We start from the raw sequence: 21,349 nt of genomic DNA, 5'->3' as shown, positions 1-21,349 counted from the left end.
GGGGGGGGGGGGGGGGGGGTTGGGGGGGGGCGGCGCGGGCGGGGGGGGGGGGGGGTTTTTGGGGGGGTGGGCCGCCCGGGCCCCCGCCCCCCGCGGGGGGGGGGGGCACCCCCGCGACCAGCCACGAACCACCCGCAGCCGCCCGCGAACAGGACGCACCGAGCTATTGGGCGACAGGCGCCGTCGCCTGCGGTGCCGAGGTCTCCTCCTCACCCTCGGCGACGACCTCGCCGTCCAGAACCTTCTTCGCCCGCTCCAGATCCAGCGCGTTCTCCCAGCGGGACACCGCGAACACCGCGACGCAGTTGCCCAGCAGGTTCGTCACCACGCGCATCGAGTCCATGATGCGGTCCACGCCCAGCAGCAGGGCGACGGCACCGGCGGGGATCGCGCCCAGGGACGAGGCCGTCGCGGACAGGGCGAGGAAGGCCGAGCCGGGGATGCCCGCCATGCCCTTGCTGGTCAGCATCAGGACCAGGACCACGGTGATCTGCTGGCTCAGGCTGAGGTCGACGCCCACGGCCTGGGCGATGAACAGGGTGCCGATGGAGAGGTAGAGCGAGGCGCCGTCGAGGTTGAAGGAGTAGCCGGTGGGCAGCACCAGGCCCACCGCGTCGTCGCGGGCCCCGGCCTTGCGCAGCTTCTGCATCACGCGCGGCATGACCGACTCGGTGGACGCGGTGCCGAGCGCGAGCAGCATCTCCTCGCGGATGTAGCGCAGGAACTTCCAGAGACTGAGCCCGGTGACCAAGCGAAGGGCGACGGCGAGCAGCGCGACGAACAGCGCGGCGGCGACGTAGCACAGGATGATCAGCTTGGCGTAGGTCTCGACGACGCCGAGTCCGTACTGGCCGATCAGGACGGCCATGGCGCCGAACACCGCGATCGGCGCGAGTCGCATGACGAAGCCGACGATCGCGAAGATGATCTCCTGGGCCTGCTCGATGGCGGGCAGCACCTGCGGCACCTTGGTGTGGCCGAGGTGCAGCAGCGCGGCGCCCACCAGGCAGGCCAGGATGAGCACCTGGAGCAGGGAGTTCTCGGCGAAGGCGCCGATGAAGCTGGTCGGCAGCGCGTTCAGGACGAACTCGGTGGTCGAGGGCAGCGAGCCGCCGCCCGTCTTCGCGTCGACCGCCTTGGTGCTCAGCGTGGACGGGTCGACGTGCATCCCCGAGCCGGGCTGGACGACGTTGGCGGCGATCAGCCCGATGAGCAGGGCGAGCGTGCTCGCGACCTCGAACCAGATCAGGGCCTTGAGCCCGATCCGGCCGAACGCCTTCAGGTCGCCGGCCTTGGCGATGCCCACGACGACCACACAGAACACGAGCGGGGAGATGATCGTCTTGATGAGGCGGGTGAAACCGTCGCCGAGCGGCTGGAGATCCGTGGCCACGTCGGGCCACAGCTTTCCTACGACGATTCCGAGGACCAGCGCGCAGAGAACCTGCGCGAACAGTGAGGTACGCAGTATGTGTGCGACGCGTCGCGGGGCGGACGGGACGGACGGCGGCACGGGCACTCCTAGTGGGGACGTCAACACGACAGAAGCCGTGGGGACTTCTGCGATACGGAAAGCGCATTCCGTGACGATCACTTTCGGGGCGCTGTTGATCCCTGCAGCAACCTCCGTGTTGCGGACATGTAAATCACGCCCCGTGTGACGCATCGCACACAACTGGCCTCAGCAGTGGTCGCGTTCCTCCGTGAGCACCCCCTGCACAGCGGTCAGGGAGCGGTCGTAGCAGCCCGCCGAGCCGTACAACCGGTACCGCTCGCTCGTCGTACCGACCGCGTGCCGCTGGTCGCGGGGCACGCCCGTCGTCCACGTGGCGTCACCGGTGACCGTGTCGTCGAGCCGGTACCAGTCCGTCCGCCGGCCGCCGCGCGACTCGACGACCGCGGCCCGGTCGCCGAGGGCCAACTCGGTGCGCAGCCGGGCGTCGTCGCCGAGCGTGGTCGTGCCGTTCATCGTGTACGTCCGGTGCGTGGCCGTCGTACGGGCCGGTCCGCGTCCGTCGACCGTGACCGACTCGTCGTCGGTCCAGGTGGCGTCGAGTCCGTCGACGTTCTCGCCGTCGGTCCACCGGTGGACCGAGTTGTTGGCGAGGGTGCGACTGACGGTGGTCGTCACGCGGCCGTGCGAGGTGTCGACGTAGCCGGCGACGGTCAACCGGTGACCGGCCCCGGTATCCACGCGATGCGGCGAACCGGCCGTGTACGTCGAGGAGTTCGCGAGCTCGCCCGCCTCGAGCCGAGTGAGCTTCCCGGTGACCTGCGCACGCTTGGCGTCCTGCCGGACGAGGACGTTCACGGGAGCGCTCCAGCCGCTCTGCCCCTCGGGGACGCCGACGACCGAGACCTCGACCTTGTGCGGGCGGCCGTCATTGAGGATCCCGGCGAAGGGCGTCAGGTCGTATTCGATCGGCTTGACGTCGAAGGCGCGGGGGCCCGGAACGACGTACCAGAGAAAGGGGTTGGACCATCCCCCGGTCCACACGTGCGGGAACGGCGCGGCGATTCCGGCCAGTTGACCGTCCACCTTGATCTGCACTTCGCGGTACGGCCCGTCGCCGGCCTGGCAGGAGTACGGCGCGGAGTCGGGCACCGCCAGGTACCAGAACTCCTCGCAGCCGCCGCCCGATCCGGTGGCGTACACCTCGGCGAGGATGCGTTCGCTGTTGCGAGGCGTGGTGAGGGTGCCGCCGTCGCCGAGGGTGAGGACCTTGTCGGGGGTCGCGGCCGGCTTCCCGGCATAGAAGGTCAGCGTGACCTTGACGTCGATCACGCCCGTGTACGTGTCGTCGACGACGTTGCCGATGAGCATCTCGACGTCCTGCTTGCCGCGGAAGGTGTCGCTGTAGCGGGTGACGTCCTTCTCGACGGACCACTCGATGCCGTCGGGCGAGGGCTCGGGGGTGGACGTACGGAGGATCTCGACCCCGCCGACATGCAGATAGCCGAGCCGGTCGAACTGCCGCCCCTTGACCTTGCCGTCGAGGCGCAGCACCACCTTGCTCCAGCGGTCGCCGCAGCCGTCGGGCGGTGTGTACGTGCCCTTGTACGGGGTGAAGTCCCTGAACTGGGCCTCGGCGAGGGTGACTCGGCAGGACCTGCCGGAGGGCTTGTCGACGGGCGGGGCCGCGGTCACCGGGTCGTGCCAGTCGGAGCCGAACTCGGCGGGCACGTCGGCGGACTGGGCCGGTGCCGCCCCGAGGAGGGTGCTCGCCAGGAGGGTCGCCCCGGCGAGCATGGACATGACTATCCGTCTCTTCATGGCCGGTGTTCTACGGGGAGTTGGCCACCCCTGACAATGAGGCGTCCTGCGTGGGTGCTAGGTCTTCAGGTCCGCCCTGTCCCCCATCACCACCACGGGATGCCCAGCCGGGTCGATCGTGCGGAGCAGGTACGCCATTGCCGGCTTGGACAGGCTGACGCAGGCCGACGTACCGCTGCCGTGGTCCATGTGCAGCCAGATGCTGCCGCCCTTGGCGGCGCCCTCGGGGCGGGTCGGGTCGTTGGGCGGGCGGCCCTTGACGCGGTTGTAGTCGATGGCGATGACGTAGTCGAAGTCGTGCCAGTGCGACTCGGCCCACCAGCGCGGGGCCGCGAAGGTGGCGGAGCGCGTGTACGGGAGCCGGGCACCGGGGTCGGCGAGCACGCCGCCCGCGTCGGTCAGCGTGAACACACCGATCGGGCTGCGCTTGTCGCCCTCGTGGTGGTCGGCGGTCCAGCCCTTCTTGCCGTTGTGCGCGGGCCAGCTGCGGTTGCGGTCCCAGGTGGAGCCGCGCTTCGTGTAGAGCACGACCGTGGAGTCGGCGGAGTCCCGGCCGGCGCCGTAGACCGCCACGACCTGGCGGGAGTCGGCGGGGATCCGGCGCTGCAGTCGGTCGCCGACGTCCGGGATGCGGGTGGGGTCGGCCCTGCTCACGTGCGTGGCACCCGACTTGGCTCCCCCTGCCGTATCGCCCCTGTCCTCCTGCGCGCCTGCGCAGGCCGCCGTCGCGAGAAGGGTTCCCAGAGCCGCCAACACGGCCGCCGAACGCGGTGCGCCAATCTTTCGCATCGCCCCATTTTGTACCGCGCTCGTACCGCGCGCAGAAAACCGTTTGCCTCCGACCACTCTCCGAAGCGAACCTTGCACGGTTTGCTGCCGCCGTTCGCGGCTCCCTCCACCCCCTGACACGAGCCACTGGGACGTCAGTCGTCATGCAGATTCAAGATCTTCCGTATCCCGATCCGGGCGTGCCGGACGCGCGTTCGGGTCCCCGATTCCTGTGGTGGCTGGGCCGGAATCAGCTGGGCGGCCAGTTCAAGGCGCTGGCCTGGGGGCTGTTGCACTTCGTCGCGGTCTCCGCGCTGCCGTTCTGCGTGGGCCTCGCCGTGCAGGCCGTGGTGGATCGTTCCGGCAGGCGTCTGGCGCTGACGGGCGGGCTGATGGTGCTGGTCGGCGTGTGCGTCGCGCTGGGCGACACCTTCCTGCACCGGACCGCGGTGACCAACTGGATCACGGCCGCCGCCCGTGTGCAGCAACTGCTCGCCCGCAAGGCCGCGGTGCTGGGTTCGGCACTGACCCGGCGGGTCGCGGCCGGCGAGGTCGTGGCCGTCTCCACCGGTGACGTCGAGAAGATCGGCTGGTTCGTGGAGGCCGTCTCCCGCTTCACCGCGGCCGCGGTGACCGTCGTGCTGGTCTGCGTCGCGCTGGTCGTCTACCAGCCGGCGCTCGGCGTGGTCGTCGCCGCGGGTCTGCCCGTCCTGGCGGTCGCGGTGTTGCCACTGCTGCCGCGGGCCACCCGGCGGGCCGACTTCCAGCGCGAGAAGGCGGGGCGGGCCACCGAACTGGCCTCCGACACCGTGGCCGGCCTGCGCGTGCTGCGCGGCATCGGCGGCGAGGAGCTGTTCCTCGACCGCTACCGCCGCGCCTCGCAGGAGGTCCGCCACGCGGCCGTGCGCAGCGCCCGCATGTGGTCCGTGATCTCCGCGATCCAGGTGCTGCTGCCGGGTCTGCTGATGATCGCGGTCGTCTGGTACGGCGTCCATCTGGCCCGGCAGGGCCGGATCACCGTCGGTGAACTGGTCACCGTCTACAGCTCGGTGATGGTCCTGACCTATCCGCTGCGGCACTTCGAGGAGATCGCCATGGCGTACTCCTTCTCACGGCCCTCTGCCAAGCGGGCGGCGCGTGTGCTGTCGCTGGAGCGGGCCACGGACACCGGGGGTTCGCGCCCGGCCGACGTCCCCTCCGGGGACCTGTACGACCCGGCGACCGGCCTGCTCGCGCCCGCGGGCCGGCTGACCGCCGTGGTGTGCGGCGACCCGGACGCGGCGGGCCGGCTGGCCGAACGGCTGGGCGGGCACCCGGCGGAGGAGGGCACCGCGGTCCTGCTGGGCGGCGTACCGCTCGACGAGCTGCCGCTCGACTCCGCCCGCAGGACCGTCCTCGTCCAGGACAAGGACCCGGTGCTGCTGTCCGGTTCGCTGCGCGAGCTGCTCGACGTGCCCGCCTCGGGCGAGGTCGGCGCGGCCGAGGCGCTGGCGGCCGCGCAGTGCGGGGACGTCCTGGAGGCGCTCGCCCAGGGGTCGTTGGACGCCGAGGACCCGATGGACGCGCGGATCACCGAGCGCGGCCGGTCCCTGTCCGGCGGGCAGCGGCAACGGCTCGCGCTGGCCCGTTCGCTGGTCACCGACCCGGAGGTGCTGGTCCTGGACGAACCGACCTCCGCCGTGGACTCGCACACGGAGGCGCGGATCGCGGCGGGTGTGCGGGAGCTGCGCGAGGGGCGCACGACGGTGGTGTTCACCTCCTCGCCCCTGCTGCTGGACCGCGCCGACCGGGTCGTCCTGGTGCACGAGGGCGAGGTCACGGCGGTCGGTGTGCACCGCGAACTGGTGCACACCGATCCCCGGTACCGGGCCGTGGTGACCCGTGAGACCGAGGAGGAGACCGCCCTGAGCGGCGTGCTCGACGAACTGGACGAACTGCAAGAGATCGAGGAGACGGCATGATCGGCGTGGCGCCACCGGCGTACGACCCGGCGGCCCCGACGACGGCGAACACCCTGCCGGTCGGCGCCCCCGCGACCGTACGCGCCTATGTGGCCGAACTGTTCCAACGGCACCGGCGCGCCTTCCTGGTCCTCATCGCCGTCAACACGGTGTCCGTGGTCGCTTCGATGGCGGGCCCGTGGCTGCTGGGCGGCCTCGTGGAGCGGGTGTCGGACCATGCGCGTGAGCTTCATCTGCCGCTCACCGCCGGTCTGTTCGTGCTCGCGCTGCTCGTCCAGGCCGTGTTCGTGCGGGAGGTACGGCTGCGCGGGGCGATGCTCGGCGAGCGGATGCTGGCCGACCTGCGCGAGGACTTCCTCGTACGGTCGGTCGGACTGCCGCCGGGTGTGCTGGAGCGGGCGGGCACGGGCGATCTGCTGTCCCGGATCACGACTGACATCGACCGGCTCGCCAACGCGATGCGCGAGGCCGTGCCGCAGCTGGCGATCGGCGTGGTGTGGGCGGTGCTGCTGATCGGCGGGCTCGTCGTCACGGTGCCGCCGCTGGCGCCCGCCGTCCTGGTCGCCGTGCCGTTGCTGGTGGTCGGCTGCCGCTGGTACTTCAAGCGGGCGCCGTCCGCCTACCGCTCGGAGGCCGCCGGGTACGCCGCCGTGGCCGCCGCTCTCGCCGAGACCGTCGACGCCGGACGCACCGTCGAGGCCCACCGCCTCGGCGGCCGCCGCATCGACCTGTCGGAGCGGCGGGTCAAGGAGTGGACGGCATGGGAGCGCTACACGCTGTATCTGCGGTCGGTGCTGTTCCCGGTCATCAACCTCACTCATGTCACGGTCCTCGCCTCGGTGCTGATGATCGGCGGTTGGTTCGTGCTGCAGGGCTGGATCGGGGTGGGCCAGCTGACGACGGGCGCGCTCATCGCGCAGATGCTCGTCGACCCGGTGAACCTGATCCTGCGCTGGTACGACGAGCTGCAGGTGGCCCAGGTGTCGCTGGCCCGCCTGGTCGGAGTGCGGGACATCGAACCGGAGGCCGGTGAGGAGTCCCTCGCCCCCGACGGACGCGACGTCCACGCGGACCGGGTGCACTTCGGCTATCGGGAGGGCGTGGACGTGCTGCGCAAGGTCTCCCTGGAGGTCGCGCCCGGCACCCGGCTGGCACTGGTCGGCCCCTCGGGCGCGGGCAAGTCCACCCTGGGCAGGCTGCTCGCCGGCATCTACGCGCCCCGGGCCGGCCGCATCACCCTCGGCGGTGCGGAACTGTCCCGGATGCCCGCCGAACGCGTCCGCTCCCACGTCGCCCTGGTCAACCAGGAACACCACGTCTTCGTGGGCTCCCTGCGCGACAACCTCCTGCTCGCCCGGACCGACGCCGTGGACGCCGAGCTGTGGGCAGCGCTGGGCGCGGTCGACGCCGACGGCTGGGCGCGGGCACTGGACGACGGCCTGGACACCGAGGTCGGCTCGGGCGGAGTGGCGCTCACCCCGGCCCAGGCCCAGCAGATCGCTCTGGCCCGTCTGGTGCTGGCCGACCCGCACACACTGGTCCTGGACGAGGCGACCTCGCTGCTGGACCCGCGTGCGGCCCGCCACCTGGAGCGGTCCCTCGCCCGGGTCCTCGAGGGCCGCACGGTGGTAGCCATCGCCCACCGGCTGCACACCGCCCACGACGCCGACGTCATCGCCGTCGTGGAGAACGGCCGCATCAGCGAGCTGGGCAGCCACCACGAGCTGGTCGCGGCGGACGGGGCGTATGCGGCGCTGTGGCGGTCCTGGCACGGGTGAGCCACTGAACCTCGGGCCGGTCGGGGGCTGCCCTGCGGCGGCTCCCGGCCGGGTCAGTAGCCGTAGCCGCCGTTGCTGTTGGTGCTCGACGCCGGGGCGGCCTTCTTGATCGCCGTGCCCTTGGCGTTCAGGACGTACCAGATCTTGTCGATGCCCTGACCCTTGAGATCACCGGCCGCCCGGTCCTTTGCGTAGTAGTACAGCGGGTGCCCGGCATACGTCACCTGCGCCTTGACCGCGCCCTTCGTGGCGCCGATGAGGCTCGCGTCGACGCCGGCGCCCGCGTGCGGCCTGCCCTCCATGCGCGGCCACAGCTTGATGCACGCGGCGTCGCAGTTCATCGAGTTCGTGTTCCTGCCGTCCTCGGTGAACAGGTACAGCGTGCGTCCGCTGCCGTCGACGAGGATGTCTCCCACCGGCGAGTGGCTCGTCCTGATGGTGGAGGTGTCCATGGCCGCCGCTGCCTGGCTGCCGTTCTGGCTACCGCCGCCCCCGCCGCCGCAGCCGGCGATCGCCAGTGCCGCGAGTGCAAACCCTGCCACGGTGATGCTGTATCGCCTCATGATCTCTCCGTCCTTCCTGACGGAGGTTGTACGGGCGAGCGGTCTCGATGGATTGGGGTGGTTTTCTTTCAATCCCTTCGACACTCCCATACGTACACAAGGGCGTGGAGCTGTTCCCGCGCACGCACCGGGTCGACGACGCCTCGCTCGTCGCCGGGTTTGCTCTGGGCGACGAACAGGCGGCGGTCGCCTTCGTCCGCCGCTTCCAGGACGCGGTGTACGGCCTGGCCCTGTCGGTGACCCGCGATCCGGTACTCGCCGAGGACGTGAGCCAGGAGGTGTTCGTACGGGCCTGGCGCGCGGCGGGCAACTACGACGCCCGGCGGGCCTCGGCGCTCACCTGGCTGCTGACCATCACCCGCAACACCGCGATCGACGCCGTCCGGGCACGGCGCTCCACTCCCGTCCTGGCCGAGACCATGGAGCGGCTCCTGGACGTGACCCTGCGGGCCGAGAACGACTCCGACGGCACGGAGCGGCAGGCCCTGGTCGCCCTGGAGAGCGAGCGTGCCCTCGCCCGGCTGCGGACCCTGCCCGTCGAGCAGGCCCGCGCGGTCGCGCTCGCCGTGCTCGGCGGCTGCACCGCCGCCGAGGTGGGCCGGCACGAAAACATCCCGCTGGGCACCGCCAAGACCCGCATCCGCACCGGCCTGCGCAGGCTGCGCGATGCACTGAAGGAGGGAAGCCGCGATGGAACGCCACCCTGACGAGGACGAACTGACCGCCCTCGCCCTCGGCACCCTCCCCGGCGAACCGGCGGAACTGCTGCGCCACCTCACCGCCTGCACGACCTGCCGCTCGGCCTACGACGACCTGTCCGCGGCCGTCGACGCGCTGCTGCCGGCGGCCCCCGCGGTCACGGCCCCGCCCGGCTTCGACGCCCGGGTCCTCGATCGCCTGGAACTGCGGCGGCCCGCTGCGGTGCGGCGGTCGTACCGTGTTCCGCTGCTGGTCGCCGCTGCCGCCGCGGCCGGACTCGGGCTGGGCGGCGTCGGCGCCGTACTCCTCCACCACGAGTCGGCCCCGGTCACGGTGTCCGCGAGCGATCACGGCGCCGTGCTGGTCACCGGCTCGGGCGCGAGGGTCGGCACCGTGGAACCGAGCCGCGCCGGCGACGAGCGCGTGATGGTCATGCAGATCACGGCCGGCAAGCCCGGCACCCGGTACACCTGCCGGCTCCTGCTGAAGGACGGCTCCACCCGCGAGGCCGGCCAATGGTGGATGCCGGCATCCGGTCGGGCCACCTGGATCGCCTACGGATCGGCCGACGCCGTCGACCGCGTCGAACTGGTCACGGACGACGGCCACGTCTGGTCGTCGGCCGCCCTGCACGGCTGACGCAGGTTCCGCGGCACACCGGACGGCCCCATGGGCCGGTCCCCACAGGCCGGTGTCCTGGGCGTTGACCACCTCCTTGCTCCGTGCCGTTGCGCTGTCCCGAAAAGGGGTGGAAGGCTGGATAACGGCACCGGCTCGGGGAACGCCTCCGGGACCGACGGTCCCTCCCGGGCGTGGCCTGTGCTCCGCGTACGGCGACCCGACGCCCGGCGCGGTGAGGAACGGGCCCGTCCCCATCACCTGGAGGTACCCGTGAACAGCGCCGACGGATGGGGAGACGACGTCTACCAGCCCGACGGGTCCGAGATCCAGGAGGACTCGGGACTGCTGGACGTCGAGGACACCTTGGAGAACGACGGTGTCGGCGACCCCCTCGACCGCGGCTGGTCCCCTCCGGAGAGACCATGGGCGGTGGAGCGCGCCGATGTGACGGCGGCGGTCCGACACCGTGGCGAGACGCTGGACGAGCGGCTCGCCGAGGAGCTGCCGGACCTGGTCGCGCCCGAGGGCGACGACCTCGGCGACTGCGAGGGCACCGACGGCGAACTCCTGGACAACGAGGTCGGCGCCGTCCGCTCCGGCCGTCTCGTGGCCCCCGACGAAGGGGCGCACGAGGACGAGGAGAGCGCGCTGATCGCCACGGACGTGGGTATCGACGGTGCGGCCGCCTCCGCCGAGGAGGCCGCGATGCACATCGTCGACGAGGACGCCCTGTCCGGCTGACCTGTCAAGGAGCACGCATGCAGCAGGACAAGCACCCCGACTACCACGAGGTCGTCTTCCGCGACCGAGCCGCCGGATACGCGTTTCTGACCCGGTCCACCGCGACCAGCGATCAGACCATCCAGTGGGACGACGGCGAGACCTACCCGGTCGTGGACGTGGAGATCTCCTCGGAGAGCCACCCCTTCTACACCGGCAAGGCGCGCACGGTGGACTCGGAGGGCCGCATCGCGCAGTTCGAGCGGCGCTACGGCGGCGGGGCGGGCCAGGGTCCGGGCGGCGCGGGCTGACCGCTGCGGCGCTCCCCCGGGCGCCGGGCTCCTCCCTCGGGGGAGCCCTGCCGGTCGGATGCGGCGGGGCCCCGCCCGTCAGATGTAGTTCAGCGCGGCCGCGCAGCCCACTCCGCCGAGCAGCATGAACGCCGGCATCAGCACCTTGAGCTCGACCCAGCTGCCGGCCCGGAACCGCATGACCTTCGGCGGGCCGATCGGGTACCAGCGCTTGCGGCCCACCGGGATCGGCCACAGGACCGGGCAGCCGGACACCGTCAGTGCGTCCCCGATGTCGTGCACTATCGCGCCCAGCACGATCGGCAGTCCCAGCCACAGGTACTCCTGGCCCGGCTGGGTGAACAGCCAGTCCGAGCCGTTGCCCGGCTTGTCCAGTATCCCGGCGAGGATCCATGCGCTGGTCGCGGCCAGCAGCCAGACCAGGACGTCGCTGCTGGAGCCCCGGGCCGCCCGCCACAGCAGGCCCTCGATGGCCAGCACCATGTGGACGAAGAGGATGGCGAGCACCGCCCAGCGGCCACCGGTGATGGCGACGACCGACGTACCGGCACCGATCAGCACCGCCCACAGCCAGGTGTGGGTGAGGGTGCGGTGGCCGCCGGAGCGACGCGGGTCGCCCTGCTTCTTCGTCGCCTTGTAGACGGCGTAGGAGAGCTTGTCGACGATCTCGCACAGCCCGCGCGACAGGGGGCCGAAGGCCCTCGAGATGGTGGCCGCCTTGTGGTCCAGGTCCGGGGCGAGTGCGGCTCCCGCGCAGATCAGCGCGCCGACCAGGATGACCGGCCAGGGCATCGGGTGCCCGGCCGCGGCGGCCGCGGCACCGACGCCGAGCCAGGCGGCGGCTCCCGACAGTGAGTGTGCTGGTCCCATCATGGCCGTTGCCCTGCCCATTCCTCTTGTGCCGCTGTCCAGTTGACCGGGTGCGCTGACGCTCCGTCGGCGACACAGCGTACTGGTCGTGATCTTCGCCCCGGCAACCGATTCCCCTATAGGTGAGGACGCCAGGCAAGATGGGTCCGTGACACTCATCGATCAGCTGCCGCCGACCGCCGACCCCGACGCCCTCTACGAAGCCTTCGAGTCGTGGGCCGAGGAGCGCGGTCTCACGCTCTATCCCCACCAGGAGGAGGCGCTGATCGAGGTGGTCTCCGGCGCGAACGTGATCGTGTCGACGCCCACCGGCTCCGGCAAGAGCATGATCGCGGCGGCTGCACACTTCGCCGCCCTGGCCCGTGACGAGGTCACCTTCTACACGGCCCCGATCAAGGCGCTGGTCTCGGAGAAGTTCTTCGAGCTGTGCAAGATCTTCGGCACCGAGAACGTCGGCATGCTCACCGGCGACGCGTCGGTCAACGCCGACGCCCCGGTCATCTGCTGCACCGCCGAGGTGCTGGCGTCGATCGCGTTGCGGGACGGCAAGCAGGCGGACGTCGGCCAGGTCGTGATGGACGAGTTCCACTTCTACGCGGAGGGGGACCGCGGCTGGGCCTGGCAGATCCCGATCCTGGAGCTGCCGCAGGCGCAGTTCATTCTGATGTCGGCCACGCTCGGCGACGTCTCGATGTTCGAGAAGGACCTCACCCGCCGGACCGGCCGCCCGACGGCCGTGGTCCGCTCGGCGACCCGTCCGGTGCCGCTCTCCTACGAGTACAGGTTCACCCCGCTCACGGAGACGCTGACCGAGCTCCTCCAGACCAGGCAGGCACCGGTGTACATCGTGCACTTCACGCAGGCGCAGGCCGTGGAGCGAGCGCAGGCGCTGATGAGCATCAACATGTGCTCGAAGGAGGAGAAGGAGCAGATCGCCGAGCTGATCGGCAACTTCCGCTTCACCACCAAGTTCGGCCGCAACCTGTCCCGTTACGTACGGCACGGCATCGGCGTCCATCACGCCGGCATGCTGCCCAAGTACCGCCGCCTGGTGGAGAAGCTCGCGCAGGCCGGTCTGCTGAAGGTCATCTGCGGCACGGACACGCTCGGTGTGGGCGTCAACGTTCCCATCCGCACGGTGCTGTTCACGGCCCTGACCAAGTACGACGGCAACCGTGTCCGCACGCTGCGCAACCGTGAGTTCCACCAGATCGCCGGCCGCGCCGGACGTGCCGGCTTCGACACCGCCGGCTTCGTCGTCGCCCAGGCGCCGGAGCACGTCGTCGAGAACGAGAAGGCGCTCGCCAAGGCGGGCGACGACCCGAAGAAGCGCCGCAAGGTGGTCCGCAAGAAGGCTCCGGAGGGCTTCGTCGGCTGGACGGAGAACACCTTCGAGAAGCTCATCGCCTCCGACCCGGAGCCGCTGACGTCCCGCTTCCGGGTGACGCACACGATGCTGCTGTCGGTGATCGCCCGTCCCGGCAACGCCTTCGAGGCGATGCGGCATCTGCTGGAGGACAACCACGAGCCGCGCAAGGCACAGCTGCGGCACATCCGCCGCGCGATCGCCATCTACCGCTCGCTGCTGGACGGCGGCATCGTCGAGAAGCTCGACGAGCCGGACGCCACCGGCCGCATCGTCCGTCTCACCGTGGACCTGCAGCAGGACTTCGCCCTCAACCAGCCGCTGTCCACGTTTGCGCTCGCCGCGTTCGAGCTCCTCGACCCGGAATCCCCGTCCTACGCCCTGGACATGGTGTCCGTCGTCGAGTCGACGCTGGACGACCCGCGGCAGATCCTCGTCGCCCAGCTGAACAAGGCCAAGGGCGAGGCCGTGGCCGCGATGAAGGCGGACGGCGTCGAGTACGAGGAGCGCATGGAGCGCCTCCAGGACATCAGCTACCCCAAGCCCCTGGAGGAGCTGCTCTTCCACGCGTACAACACGTACCGCAAGAGCCACCCCTGGGTGGGCGACCATCCGCTGTCGCCGAAGTCCGTCATCCGCGACATGTACGAACGGGCGCTGTCCTTCACGGAGTTGGTGTCCCACTACGAGCTGGCCCGCACCGAGGGCATCGTGCTGCGCTACCTCGCCAGCGCCTACAAGGCCCTCGACCACAACATCCCGGACGACCTGAAGTCCGAGGACCTGCAGGACCTGATCGAGTGGCTCGGCGAGATGGTCCGCCAGGTCGACTCCAGCCTGCTGGACGAGTGGGAACAGCTCGCCAACCCGGAGGAGATGACCGCCGAGGAGGCCCAGGAGAAGGCCGACGAGGTCAAGCCGGTCACCTCCAACGCCCGCGCCTTCCGCGTCCTGGTCCGCAACGCCATGTTCCGCCGCGTCGAACTCGCCGCCCTCGACCAGGTCGAGGAACTGGGCGAGATGGACGCCGACGCCGGCTGGGACGCCGACGCATGGGGCGAGGCGATGGACAAGTACTGGGACGAGTACGACGACCTCGGCACCGGCCCCGACGCGCGCGGCCCCAAGCTGCTCGTGATCGAGGAGGCGCCCAAGGACGGCGTCTGGCGCGTCCGGCAGATCTTCGACGACCCGAACGACGACCATGACTGGGGCATCAGCGCGGAGATCGATCTCGAGGCCTCCGACGCCGAGGGCCGCGCCATCGTGCGCGTCACCGACGTCGGTCAGCTGTGAGCCGTCGGCCAGCCGTGAGCCAAGGAGCAACCCACGCATGACGAACCCGGCCGAGAGACTCGTCGACCTGCTCGACCTGGAGCAGATCGAGGTCAACATCTTCCGTGGCCGCAGCCCGCACGAGTCCCTGCAGCGGGTCTTCGGCGGGCAGGTGGCGGGCCAGGCGCTGGTCGCCGCCGCCCGCACCACGGACGGCGAGCGTCCGGTGCACTCGCTGCACGCGTACTTCCTGCGCCCGGGCCGCCCGGGCGTGCCCATCGTGTACCAGGTCGAACGGGTGCGGGACGGCAGGTCGTTCACGACCCGCCGGGTCACCGCCGTGCAGCAGGGCCGCACGATCTTCAATCTCACCGCCTCCTTTCACAAGCCTGAGGAAGGACCCTTCGAGCACCAGCTGCCGCCCGCCCGCAAGGTCCCTGGCCCGGAGTCCCTGCCTACGGTCACCGAGGAGATCCGGGAGCATCACGGCGCGCTGCCCGAGCAGTTGGAACGGATGGCGCGCCGACAGCCCTTCGACATCCGCTACGTGGACCGGCTGCGCTGGACCCCCGAGGAGGTCAAGGACGCCGAGCCGCGCAGTGCCGTGTGGATGCGCGCGGTCGGGCCGCTCGGCGACGACCCGGTCGTGCACACCTGCGCGCTGACCTACGCCAGCGACATGACCCTCCTGGACGCCGTCCGCATCCCGGTCCAACCCCTGTGGGGACCGCGCAGCTTCGACATCGCGTCACTGGACCACGCCATGTGGTTCCACCGGCCGTTCCGCGCGGACGAGTGGTTCCTGTACGACCAGGAGTCACCGATCGCGATCGGCGGCCGGGGTCTTGCCCGTGGGCGGATCTACGACGTGGAGGGACGGCTGCTCGTGTCCGTGGTCCAGGAGGGTCTGTTCCGGGCCCTGTAGGTCACGGGTTCCGGCGCCGCAGACGGCCCAGCAGGCCACGCGGGCGTGCCGGTTCCTCGGGGGCGGCAGCCTCGTGTTCCGCAACCGGTGTCGGTGCGGCCGGTTCCGGCGTCGCAGCAGTCGGCTGTGGCGCCGGGCGCGGTGCGGGATGGCACCTGCGCGCCTCGCTGACCGCCTCGGCAAGGTCGGCGCGCAGCCAGCCGACCTCGTCGGGGTCGTCCGCCCGCGTGATGTTCTCGGTGAGCTGTGCGGCGAGCGATCCCGGTGCACCGTAGCTGATCGGCTTGGGCTGGAACCGGCTCAAGTGGAGCCGCTCGTAAGGGTCCTGGACGACTTCCGCGACCTGGATGGGGTCCAGCACGGACGCCACGGCAGCCGCGTGCGCCCATGGATGCCCGCCCAGCTGCCGCACCAGGAACCCGACATGCCGTCCCCGCCAGTTGCGGGGCCGCAGGTCCAGGCCCTCCTGCAACTGTTCCCGGAGTGTGGATGGTGTGCGGCCGCTGAGCAGAGGGCCGTTGTTCTCGTCGGCCGCGAACTGCCGTAGCTCCTCGGCCAGATACAGCCAGACCACGGCCCGATACCGATTCAGGTAGAACCTCACCGGTACGACGACGCCGAGCCGGGCGAGGCGGGTGAACCTGCCGGGCGGCACCTCCAGCAGCTCGGCACCCTCCTTGGTGCCCACGGTCCGGACGCGCTCTTGCAGCACCTCGGGAAAGCCCTCCTCGCTGCGCAGCCGGTCGAGTTCGGCGCGGCTGACACGCGGGCCCCCGCCCCCTTCGTCGGGCACGGTCCGGATCCGGCCGAGGCTCACTGCGAGGTCGAACTCCCCTCGCTTGAGCCCCAGTTCACGGGCCGCGCGGCTCGGCGTGCAGGAGGGGCTGTGCGGTGTGGCGACGGTGTTCCCCGACATGGCTGGTCTCCCCCGTGGAGTAGGCGGCCGGCGCGGTCCGCGCGGCCTCGGAAAAAAACCGTAGCCGTTTCGGCGGATCTCGTGGCAGGCCTGTGGATAACTCCACGGGAGGGGCCAAACGTGCAGGTCAGATGTCTGCGAGCGGAGTGCGCTCGGGGTGGCGGGCCTCCACGTCGAGGTTCTCGCCGACCCGGTTGACGAGCAGGGTCATCTCGTAGGCGATCTGGCCGATGTCGGCCTCCGCAGCGCTGAGCACGCACAGGCAGCTGCTGGTGCCGGCCGCGGTCACGAACAGCACCGCGTCGTCGAACTCGACCATCGTCTGGCGTACTCTGCCCGCGCCGAAGTGGCGTCCCGAGCCCTTGGCCAGGCTGTGCAGTCCGGACGACACGGCGGCGAGATGCTCGGCGTCCTCGCGCCGCAGTCCCGTGCTCGCGCCCGTGACCAGCCCGTCGTTGGACAGCACCAACGCGTGCCGCACATGTTCGACGCGCTCGGTCAGGTCGTCCAACAGCCAGCCAAGTCCCTGGTTCTGCGCCATGTTTCCGGTCTCCCCGTGTGACGACTCCCCCTGGCCGGAGGATCTCCCGCCAGCCTTCCCCACCCACCGGCGCACGGGCAAGGAGGATAGGGGCATGGCGCAGAAGATGACCGATGAGGAATGGCGGGCGTTCGTCTCGCACGGCACCCGCACCGCGAAGCTGTCGACCGTCCGGGCCGACGGCAGTCCCCATGTGACGCCGATCTGGTTCGTGCTCGACGGCGACGACGTGGTGTTCAACACCGCGAAGACCAGCGTGAAGGGGCGGAATCTGACCCGTGACGGGCGGGCCGCCCTGTGCGTGGACGACGACCGGCCGCCCTTCGACTTCGTCGTGCTGCAGGGCCGTGCCCGCATCTCGGAGGACCTCGGGGAGCTGCGGCACTGGGCCGCCCGCATCGGGGCGCGGTACATGGGCGAGGACCGGGCCGAGGAGTTCGGTGAGCGCAACGGCGTGGCGGGGGAACTCCTCGTACGCATCGCGATCGACAAGGTGCTGGCGGAGAAGGGCGTCGCGAACTGACCGTGGCGGCCCGTCGGCAACCCGTCAGCCGACCGAGTCGAGAAGCCGGGCGGTGTGCATCCGCCCGGCGTACTCGACGAGCCGGATCAGCACCTCCTTCCCGGAGTCGCGGTCACGGGCGTCGCACAGCACCACCGGCGTTCCCCGGTCGAGGTCGAGGGCGCGCGAGACGTCCTGGGCTCCGTAGGCGCGGGCACCCGCAAAGCAGTTGACGGCCACCACGAACGGGATGTGCCGGTGCTCGAAGTAGTCCACCGCGGGGAAGCAGTCCTCCAGCCGCCGGGTGTCCGCGAGGACCACGGCGCCCAGGGCGCCCTGGGACAGCTCGTCCCACAGGAACCAGAAGCGGTCCTGGCCCGGTGTGCCGAAGAGGTACAGGGAGAGGCCGGAGCGGATGGTGATGCGTCCGAAGTCCATGGCGACGGTCGTCGTGACCTTCTGGTCCACTCCGTCCGTGTCGTCCACCAACTGACCGGCCTCGCTGAGCAGTTCCTCGGTGCGCAGCGGCCTGATCTCGCTGACCGCGCCCACCAGGGTGGTCTTGCCCACGCCGAATCCGCCGGCGACCAGTATCTTCAACGCCAGCGCGGCCGACTCGCCGCCCTGGGCATCGGAGTGCTCGGAGACCATCGATCACTTCTCTCGGGAGTACCGGCAAACCAGCATCATGACAACTGCGCCCCTTCTCCAAGGGATTGGACCGTTATTCGCCCGATGCGAACGACTCGTTCCCTTTTGGCGTCCGGATGGGTGAGCAAATCGGGACCGTATGGGACCGGATGGTTGTGAACTTTCATCTACAGCGCCCGTAGCCCCTCGATCACCTCGCGCAGAATCCGTTCGTCAGGAAGCTGCGCGGGCGGCACCGGACGGCTGACCGTGACGCAGCCGAGCTCCAGCAGATCGCCGAGCAGCACCCGGACCACGCCCACGGGCAGATCGGCGCCCGCGGCCAGCTCCGCGACCGACTGGGTCTCGGTGCGGCACAGTTCGATCAGCGCCCGGTGTTCCGGGCCGAGCGCGGTGTCGTCGTCGGCCCCGGGCGCGCCCGCGTCCAGGGTGACGAGGGCGATCAGATCGAAGCGGACCCCGCTGGGGCCGGGCCTGGTGCGGCCGCCCGTCATGGCGTACGGGCGCACCAGGGGCCCGGCCTCGCCGTCGTACCACTGGCTGCCTGGCTCGTTCGGGGCGCCGGTCCTGTCCTCGTTCATCCGCGCGGACCGCCTTCTGGCCTCATCGGGCGGCGGGCGGCGGCGCGCTGACGCGCGTCGGCGTGTACAGGTGCTCGCCGACACGTTTGACCAGCCGTGCCATCTCGTAGGCGACCAGGCCGATGTCGGCGGTCACGGCGGTGAGAACGGCGAGGCAGGAGCCGTCGCCGGCGGCGGCCACGAACAGGAACCCGTCGTCCATCTCGACCATCGTCTGGCGTACGCCGCCGGCGCCGAAGTGCCGGCCGGCGCCCTTGGCCAGGCTGTGGAAGCCGGAGGCGACCGCGGCGAGGTGTTCGGCGTCCTCGCGGCGCAGGTCGGTCGACGCGCCCACCGCCAGGCCGTCGTTGGACAGCACCACGGCGTGCCGCACTTCGCGCACGCGCAGCACCAAGTCGTCCAGCAGCCAGTCGAGTTCGCCGGACCTCCCCCGCTCTCGGCTTCGCTCGAGCGGGGGGACCCCCACGGTGGCCCTGGTGCTCGGGTCCTGGATCATGCGCGGTCTCCTTCGCTGCTGTCGCTGCGCGCTGCGGAATCGGGTCCGGCGGCGCGGCCGGGTTGCCTGCCGCCGCCGCGCACCCAGCCGGCGCGGTAGGCCGCCATGCGATCGCGTACGGCCTCCGGTGTGCGCTCGTCGTCGTGGCGGGGTGCGGGCGGCTGGGCCGGCTCTTCGGGGCGCTGCTCGCGCAGTTGGGGGGCGAGACTTGCCTGGCGTACGCGGCGGGGCAGGTCGTCCGACTCTTCGGTGTCCTCGGGGGGACGGTGCAGGCGCAAGGTGGTGACTCCGGGGGGCGGGGTTTCGGAAGTCGCCTCGACCGCGGCCGGCGCGGGGGCCACCAGCGCGGGCCGTTCGGCCGCTGCCGGTACGGGCTCCTGGTGCGGGGCGGCGCCGGGCACGCGCGCGTGCTCGCGTTCCACCTGCCGCTCGGTGCTCGCGGCCTTGCCGGGGGAACGTTCCGCCGCGCCGCCGTGCAGCAGGGCGGTGGGCAGCAGGACGACCGCGGTGGTGCCGCCGTAGGGCGAGGTGCGCAGGTGCACCTTGATGGCATGGCGGGCCGCGAGCCTGCTGACCACGAACAGGCCGAGCCGGTCGCTGTCGAAGAGGTCGAGCGCCTCGGACTGCTCGATGCGGCGGTTGGCCTCGACGAGGGTCTCCTTGCCCATGCCGAGGCCCCGGTCCTCGACCTCGATGACGTAGCCGTTGCCCACCGGTTCACCGACGATGCGCACGCGCGTGTGCGGGGGCGAGAACTGTGCCGCGTTCTCGACGATCTCGGCCAGGAGGTGGGTGAGGTCCGCGACGGCCGAGCCGATGACCAGCGCCTCGGGGAGCTGCCGCACCTCCACGCGCGCGTAGTCCTCGACCTCGGACACGGCCGCGCGCACCACGTTCGTCAGCGAGACCGGCATGCGCCAGGCCCGGCCGGGTGCCGCTCCGGACAGGATGATCAGGCTCTCGGCGTGGCGCCGCATACGGGTGGTGAGGTGGTCGAGCCGGAACAGGTCGCTGAGCTCGTTCGGGTCGTCGGAGCGGCGCTCCATGCTGTCGAGCAGGCTCAGTTGGCGGTGGACGAGGACCTGGCTGCGGCGGGCGAGGTTGACGAAGACCCCGGAGATACCGCTGGCGAGTTCGGCGCGCTCGACGGCGGCCCGCAGGGCGGCGCGGTGCACGGTGCCCAGGGCCTCGGCGACCTGCCCGGCCTCGTCCTCGGCGGGCGGTCCGGGTGGGGCTTCGGCCTGGATGTCGATCTCCTCGCCGGCGCGCAGCTTGCGCATGGCTTCGGGGAGGTTGCGTCGGGCGATCTCCAGGGCGCTGTTGCGCAGGCTCACCAGCTCGACCACGAGGCCGCGTCCGATGCGTACGGAGATGACGAGCGAGGCGGCGACGGCGGCGAGACCGAGGAGCACCGCGGCGCCGGCCGGGGTGAGCAGGCCGCGGGTGAAGGGGTCGGCCCGGTCCGCGACACCGCGTCCGGCGTCCTGTTCGATGGTCCGCATGCCGTCCTGCACGCGCGTGTGTGCCTTGTTCCAGGTGGCTTCCGGAGCGGCCTTGAGGGGGCCCGGGGTGCCGGCGAGGACCTGGTCCTCCGCGGCACCCAGGGTGACGTAGGCGCTCGAGGCGGCGAGCTTGCGCCAGGCGCTGCGCTCCGGACCGCTCAGATCGGCGACGGCCGAGTCGGTGAGTGCACGGCGCGTTTCGACTGCGCCGGTGAACAGGCGCAGCCGCTCACCGCTGAGGCCGTCGGCCACTCGCGCGCCGGCCAGCACGGTGTCCTCCTGGGCCAACGCCTCGCCCGCGCGGGAGAATTCGAGCAGCACGCGCGCGTCGGATCCGAGGTCGGCGTCCTGGATGCCGGTGAGCGCGCCGCCCACCGCGAAGGCGCCTGCGATGGTCTTCGTGTACTGCCCGTAGGCGTCGTCCCAGTCGGCGCGACGGTCGAGCACCGCGGTGCGCAGCGAGCGCAGTTGCTCGGCGCCGGCGACGAAGGTCTCGAGCCGGCGGGCCACTCCGGAGGGCAGTTCCTCGCTGTCGGCCACGGTGTTGTCGTCGCCCAGCCGCAGCTCGGCCACCGCCCGGTCGGTGCGGTCGGCGAGCTTCTTGTAGTCGCCGCTCTGCCCGGCCGACGGGGCACTCGCGTAGCGCACCGCGGCCGCGCGCTCGGCCTGCAGGGCGGCGACGGCTGTTGCAACGGGCGTGCGGATCTGGGCGTCCACGCGCTGCAACTGTCGCAGCCGGGCGACGTCCTGGGCGGTGCTGACGGTGGCGTAGGCCCACAGGGCCAGCAGCGAGACGACCGGCACCATCAGCAGGCAGACGATCTTGGCTCGTACGGTGCGTGGGCGTATCTGCCAGCGGCCCCCGGGTTCGGGTGCGTCGTCCTGCACCGGGCCGGCGGACTCGTCCGGGACCTCGTCGGCCGGCGGTCCGGCATGGGCGCGACGGCCGCGCACGGGAGGCGGGGGCGGCGTCTCGGCGCCGGGGCTGGGGGTCCTACGGGGTGTACGCATGGCCTCCTCGCTCGGGAG

At 71.3% G+C, this 21,349-nt stretch carries 20 protein-coding genes; 9 read left to right on the top strand and 11 right to left on the bottom strand.

What is annotated here, in order from left to right:
- Positions 1 to 163: 163 nt before the first annotated feature.
- From ACFY1L_RS36730 to ACFY1L_RS36720, 3 genes are all read right to left on the bottom strand, one after another.
- The gene (locus ACFY1L_RS36730) at positions 164 to 1,513 is read right to left on the bottom strand and encodes a cation:dicarboxylate symporter family transporter (protein ID WP_388834223.1); all 1,350 of its coding nucleotides are present in this window, start codon (positions 1,511 to 1,513) and stop codon (positions 164 to 166) included.
- Positions 1,514 to 1,681: 168 nt separating this feature from the next.
- The gene (locus tag ACFY1L_RS36725) at positions 1,682 to 3,274 is read right to left on the bottom strand and encodes a peptide-N4-asparagine amidase (RefSeq protein ID WP_388834220.1); all 1,593 of its coding nucleotides are present in this window, start codon (positions 3,272 to 3,274) and stop codon (positions 1,682 to 1,684) included.
- Between the two features lie 57 nt (positions 3,275 to 3,331).
- A complete protein-coding gene (locus tag ACFY1L_RS36720; protein WP_388834217.1) occupies positions 3,332 to 4,063 on the bottom strand; it encodes a L,D-transpeptidase family protein in 732 nt (243 codons plus the stop codon).
- A 143-nt stretch (positions 4,064 to 4,206) separates the two neighbouring features.
- Here ACFY1L_RS36720 and ACFY1L_RS36715 point away from each other — a divergent pair, with 143 nt between their 5' ends.
- Positions 4,207 to 6,003 carry an ABC transporter ATP-binding protein gene (locus ACFY1L_RS36715; RefSeq protein ID WP_388834214.1) on the top strand — a complete coding sequence of 599 codons (1,797 nt, stop codon included), beginning with the start codon at positions 4,207 to 4,209 and terminating at the stop codon, positions 6,001 to 6,003.
- Complete coding sequence (locus ACFY1L_RS36710) at positions 6,000 to 7,781, top strand: ABC transporter ATP-binding protein (RefSeq protein ID WP_388834211.1); 1,782 nt, start codon at positions 6,000 to 6,002, stop codon at positions 7,779 to 7,781. The genes ACFY1L_RS36715 and ACFY1L_RS36710 overlap by 4 nt, the downstream gene beginning before the upstream one ends.
- 53 nt (positions 7,782 to 7,834) lie before the next feature.
- Here the strand turns inward: ACFY1L_RS36710 and ACFY1L_RS36705 are convergent, their stop codons facing one another.
- Positions 7,835 to 8,344 carry a hypothetical protein gene (locus ACFY1L_RS36705; RefSeq protein WP_388834208.1) on the bottom strand — a complete coding sequence of 170 codons (510 nt, stop codon included), beginning with the start codon at positions 8,342 to 8,344 and terminating at the stop codon, positions 7,835 to 7,837.
- 104 nt (positions 8,345 to 8,448) lie between these two features.
- Between ACFY1L_RS36705 and ACFY1L_RS36700 the strand changes: the two genes are divergently transcribed.
- The 4 genes from ACFY1L_RS36700 (at position 8,449) to ACFY1L_RS36685 (ending at position 10,695) form a co-directional block, all read left to right on the top strand.
- On the top strand, positions 8,449 to 9,051 hold the full coding sequence (locus ACFY1L_RS36700) for an RNA polymerase sigma factor (protein ID WP_388834205.1): 603 nt from the start codon (positions 8,449 to 8,451) through the stop codon (positions 9,049 to 9,051).
- Positions 9,035 to 9,682, top strand: a complete 648-nt coding sequence (locus tag ACFY1L_RS36695) for a hypothetical protein (protein WP_388834202.1) — start codon at positions 9,035 to 9,037, stop codon at positions 9,680 to 9,682. The genes ACFY1L_RS36700 and ACFY1L_RS36695 overlap by 17 nt, the downstream gene beginning before the upstream one ends.
- 252 nt (positions 9,683 to 9,934) lie before the next feature.
- Complete coding sequence (locus tag ACFY1L_RS36690) at positions 9,935 to 10,405, top strand: DUF5709 domain-containing protein (RefSeq protein WP_388834199.1); 471 nt, start codon at positions 9,935 to 9,937, stop codon at positions 10,403 to 10,405.
- A gap of 17 nt (positions 10,406 to 10,422) precedes the next feature.
- A complete protein-coding gene (locus tag ACFY1L_RS36685; RefSeq protein ID WP_388834196.1) occupies positions 10,423 to 10,695 on the top strand; it encodes a type B 50S ribosomal protein L31 in 273 nt (90 codons plus the stop codon).
- Positions 10,696 to 10,773: 78 nt separating this feature from the next.
- On the opposite strand, the gene ACFY1L_RS36680 is transcribed toward ACFY1L_RS36685, so the two are convergent.
- Complete coding sequence (locus ACFY1L_RS36680) at positions 10,774 to 11,568, bottom strand: metal-dependent hydrolase (protein WP_388834193.1); 795 nt, start codon at positions 11,566 to 11,568, stop codon at positions 10,774 to 10,776.
- Between the two features lie 145 nt (positions 11,569 to 11,713).
- Between ACFY1L_RS36680 and ACFY1L_RS36675 the strand changes: the two genes are divergently transcribed.
- Together ACFY1L_RS36675 and ACFY1L_RS36670 are read left to right on the top strand one after the other, a co-directional pair.
- Complete coding sequence (locus ACFY1L_RS36675; protein WP_388834190.1) at positions 11,714 to 14,227, top strand: DEAD/DEAH box helicase; 2,514 nt, start codon at positions 11,714 to 11,716, stop codon at positions 14,225 to 14,227.
- A gap of 37 nt (positions 14,228 to 14,264) precedes the next feature.
- Entirely contained in the window at positions 14,265 to 15,131 is an 867-nt protein-coding gene (locus tag ACFY1L_RS36670; protein ID WP_388834187.1) for an acyl-CoA thioesterase, read from the top strand.
- A gap of 1 nt (position 15,132) precedes the next feature.
- Here ACFY1L_RS36670 and ACFY1L_RS36665 read toward each other — a convergent pair whose 3' ends face one another.
- Together ACFY1L_RS36665 and ACFY1L_RS36660 are read right to left on the bottom strand one after the other, a co-directional pair.
- Positions 15,133 to 16,047: a DUF6397 family protein gene (locus ACFY1L_RS36665; protein WP_388834184.1), complete on the bottom strand. Its 915-nt coding sequence runs from the start codon at positions 16,045 to 16,047 to the stop codon at positions 15,133 to 15,135.
- Between the two features lie 127 nt (positions 16,048 to 16,174).
- The gene (locus ACFY1L_RS36660) at positions 16,175 to 16,588 is read right to left on the bottom strand and encodes a roadblock/LC7 domain-containing protein (RefSeq protein ID WP_388834182.1); all 414 of its coding nucleotides are present in this window, start codon (positions 16,586 to 16,588) and stop codon (positions 16,175 to 16,177) included.
- A 94-nt stretch (positions 16,589 to 16,682) separates the two neighbouring features.
- Here ACFY1L_RS36660 and ACFY1L_RS36655 point away from each other — a divergent pair, with 94 nt between their 5' ends.
- On the top strand, positions 16,683 to 17,111 hold the full coding sequence (locus tag ACFY1L_RS36655) for a PPOX class F420-dependent oxidoreductase (protein WP_388834179.1): 429 nt from the start codon (positions 16,683 to 16,685) through the stop codon (positions 17,109 to 17,111).
- A gap of 24 nt (positions 17,112 to 17,135) precedes the next feature.
- On the opposite strand, the gene ACFY1L_RS36650 is transcribed toward ACFY1L_RS36655, so the two are convergent.
- From ACFY1L_RS36650 to ACFY1L_RS36635, 4 genes are all read right to left on the bottom strand, one after another.
- Complete coding sequence (locus ACFY1L_RS36650) at positions 17,136 to 17,741, bottom strand: ATP/GTP-binding protein (protein WP_388834175.1); 606 nt, start codon at positions 17,739 to 17,741, stop codon at positions 17,136 to 17,138.
- A gap of 167 nt (positions 17,742 to 17,908) precedes the next feature.
- A complete protein-coding gene (locus tag ACFY1L_RS36645) occupies positions 17,909 to 18,322 on the bottom strand; it encodes a DUF742 domain-containing protein (protein ID WP_388834172.1) in 414 nt (137 codons plus the stop codon).
- Positions 18,323 to 18,344: 22 nt separating this feature from the next.
- On the bottom strand, positions 18,345 to 18,818 hold the full coding sequence (locus ACFY1L_RS36640; RefSeq protein ID WP_388834169.1) for a roadblock/LC7 domain-containing protein: 474 nt from the start codon (positions 18,816 to 18,818) through the stop codon (positions 18,345 to 18,347).
- Positions 18,815 to 21,331: a nitrate- and nitrite sensing domain-containing protein gene (locus ACFY1L_RS36635; protein ID WP_388834163.1), complete on the bottom strand. Its 2,517-nt coding sequence runs from the start codon at positions 21,329 to 21,331 to the stop codon at positions 18,815 to 18,817. The genes ACFY1L_RS36640 and ACFY1L_RS36635 overlap by 4 nt, the downstream gene beginning before the upstream one ends.
- Positions 21,332 to 21,349 lie beyond the last annotated feature (18 nt).

It is taken from the genome of Streptomyces sp. NPDC001663 (assembly GCF_042893105.1).
In the GTDB taxonomy this organism is placed as follows: domain Bacteria; phylum Actinomycetota; class Actinomycetes; order Streptomycetales; family Streptomycetaceae; genus Streptomyces.
Note: the sequence above shows the minus strand (reverse complement) of the source record. Positions and strands in the feature narration are given on the sequence as shown.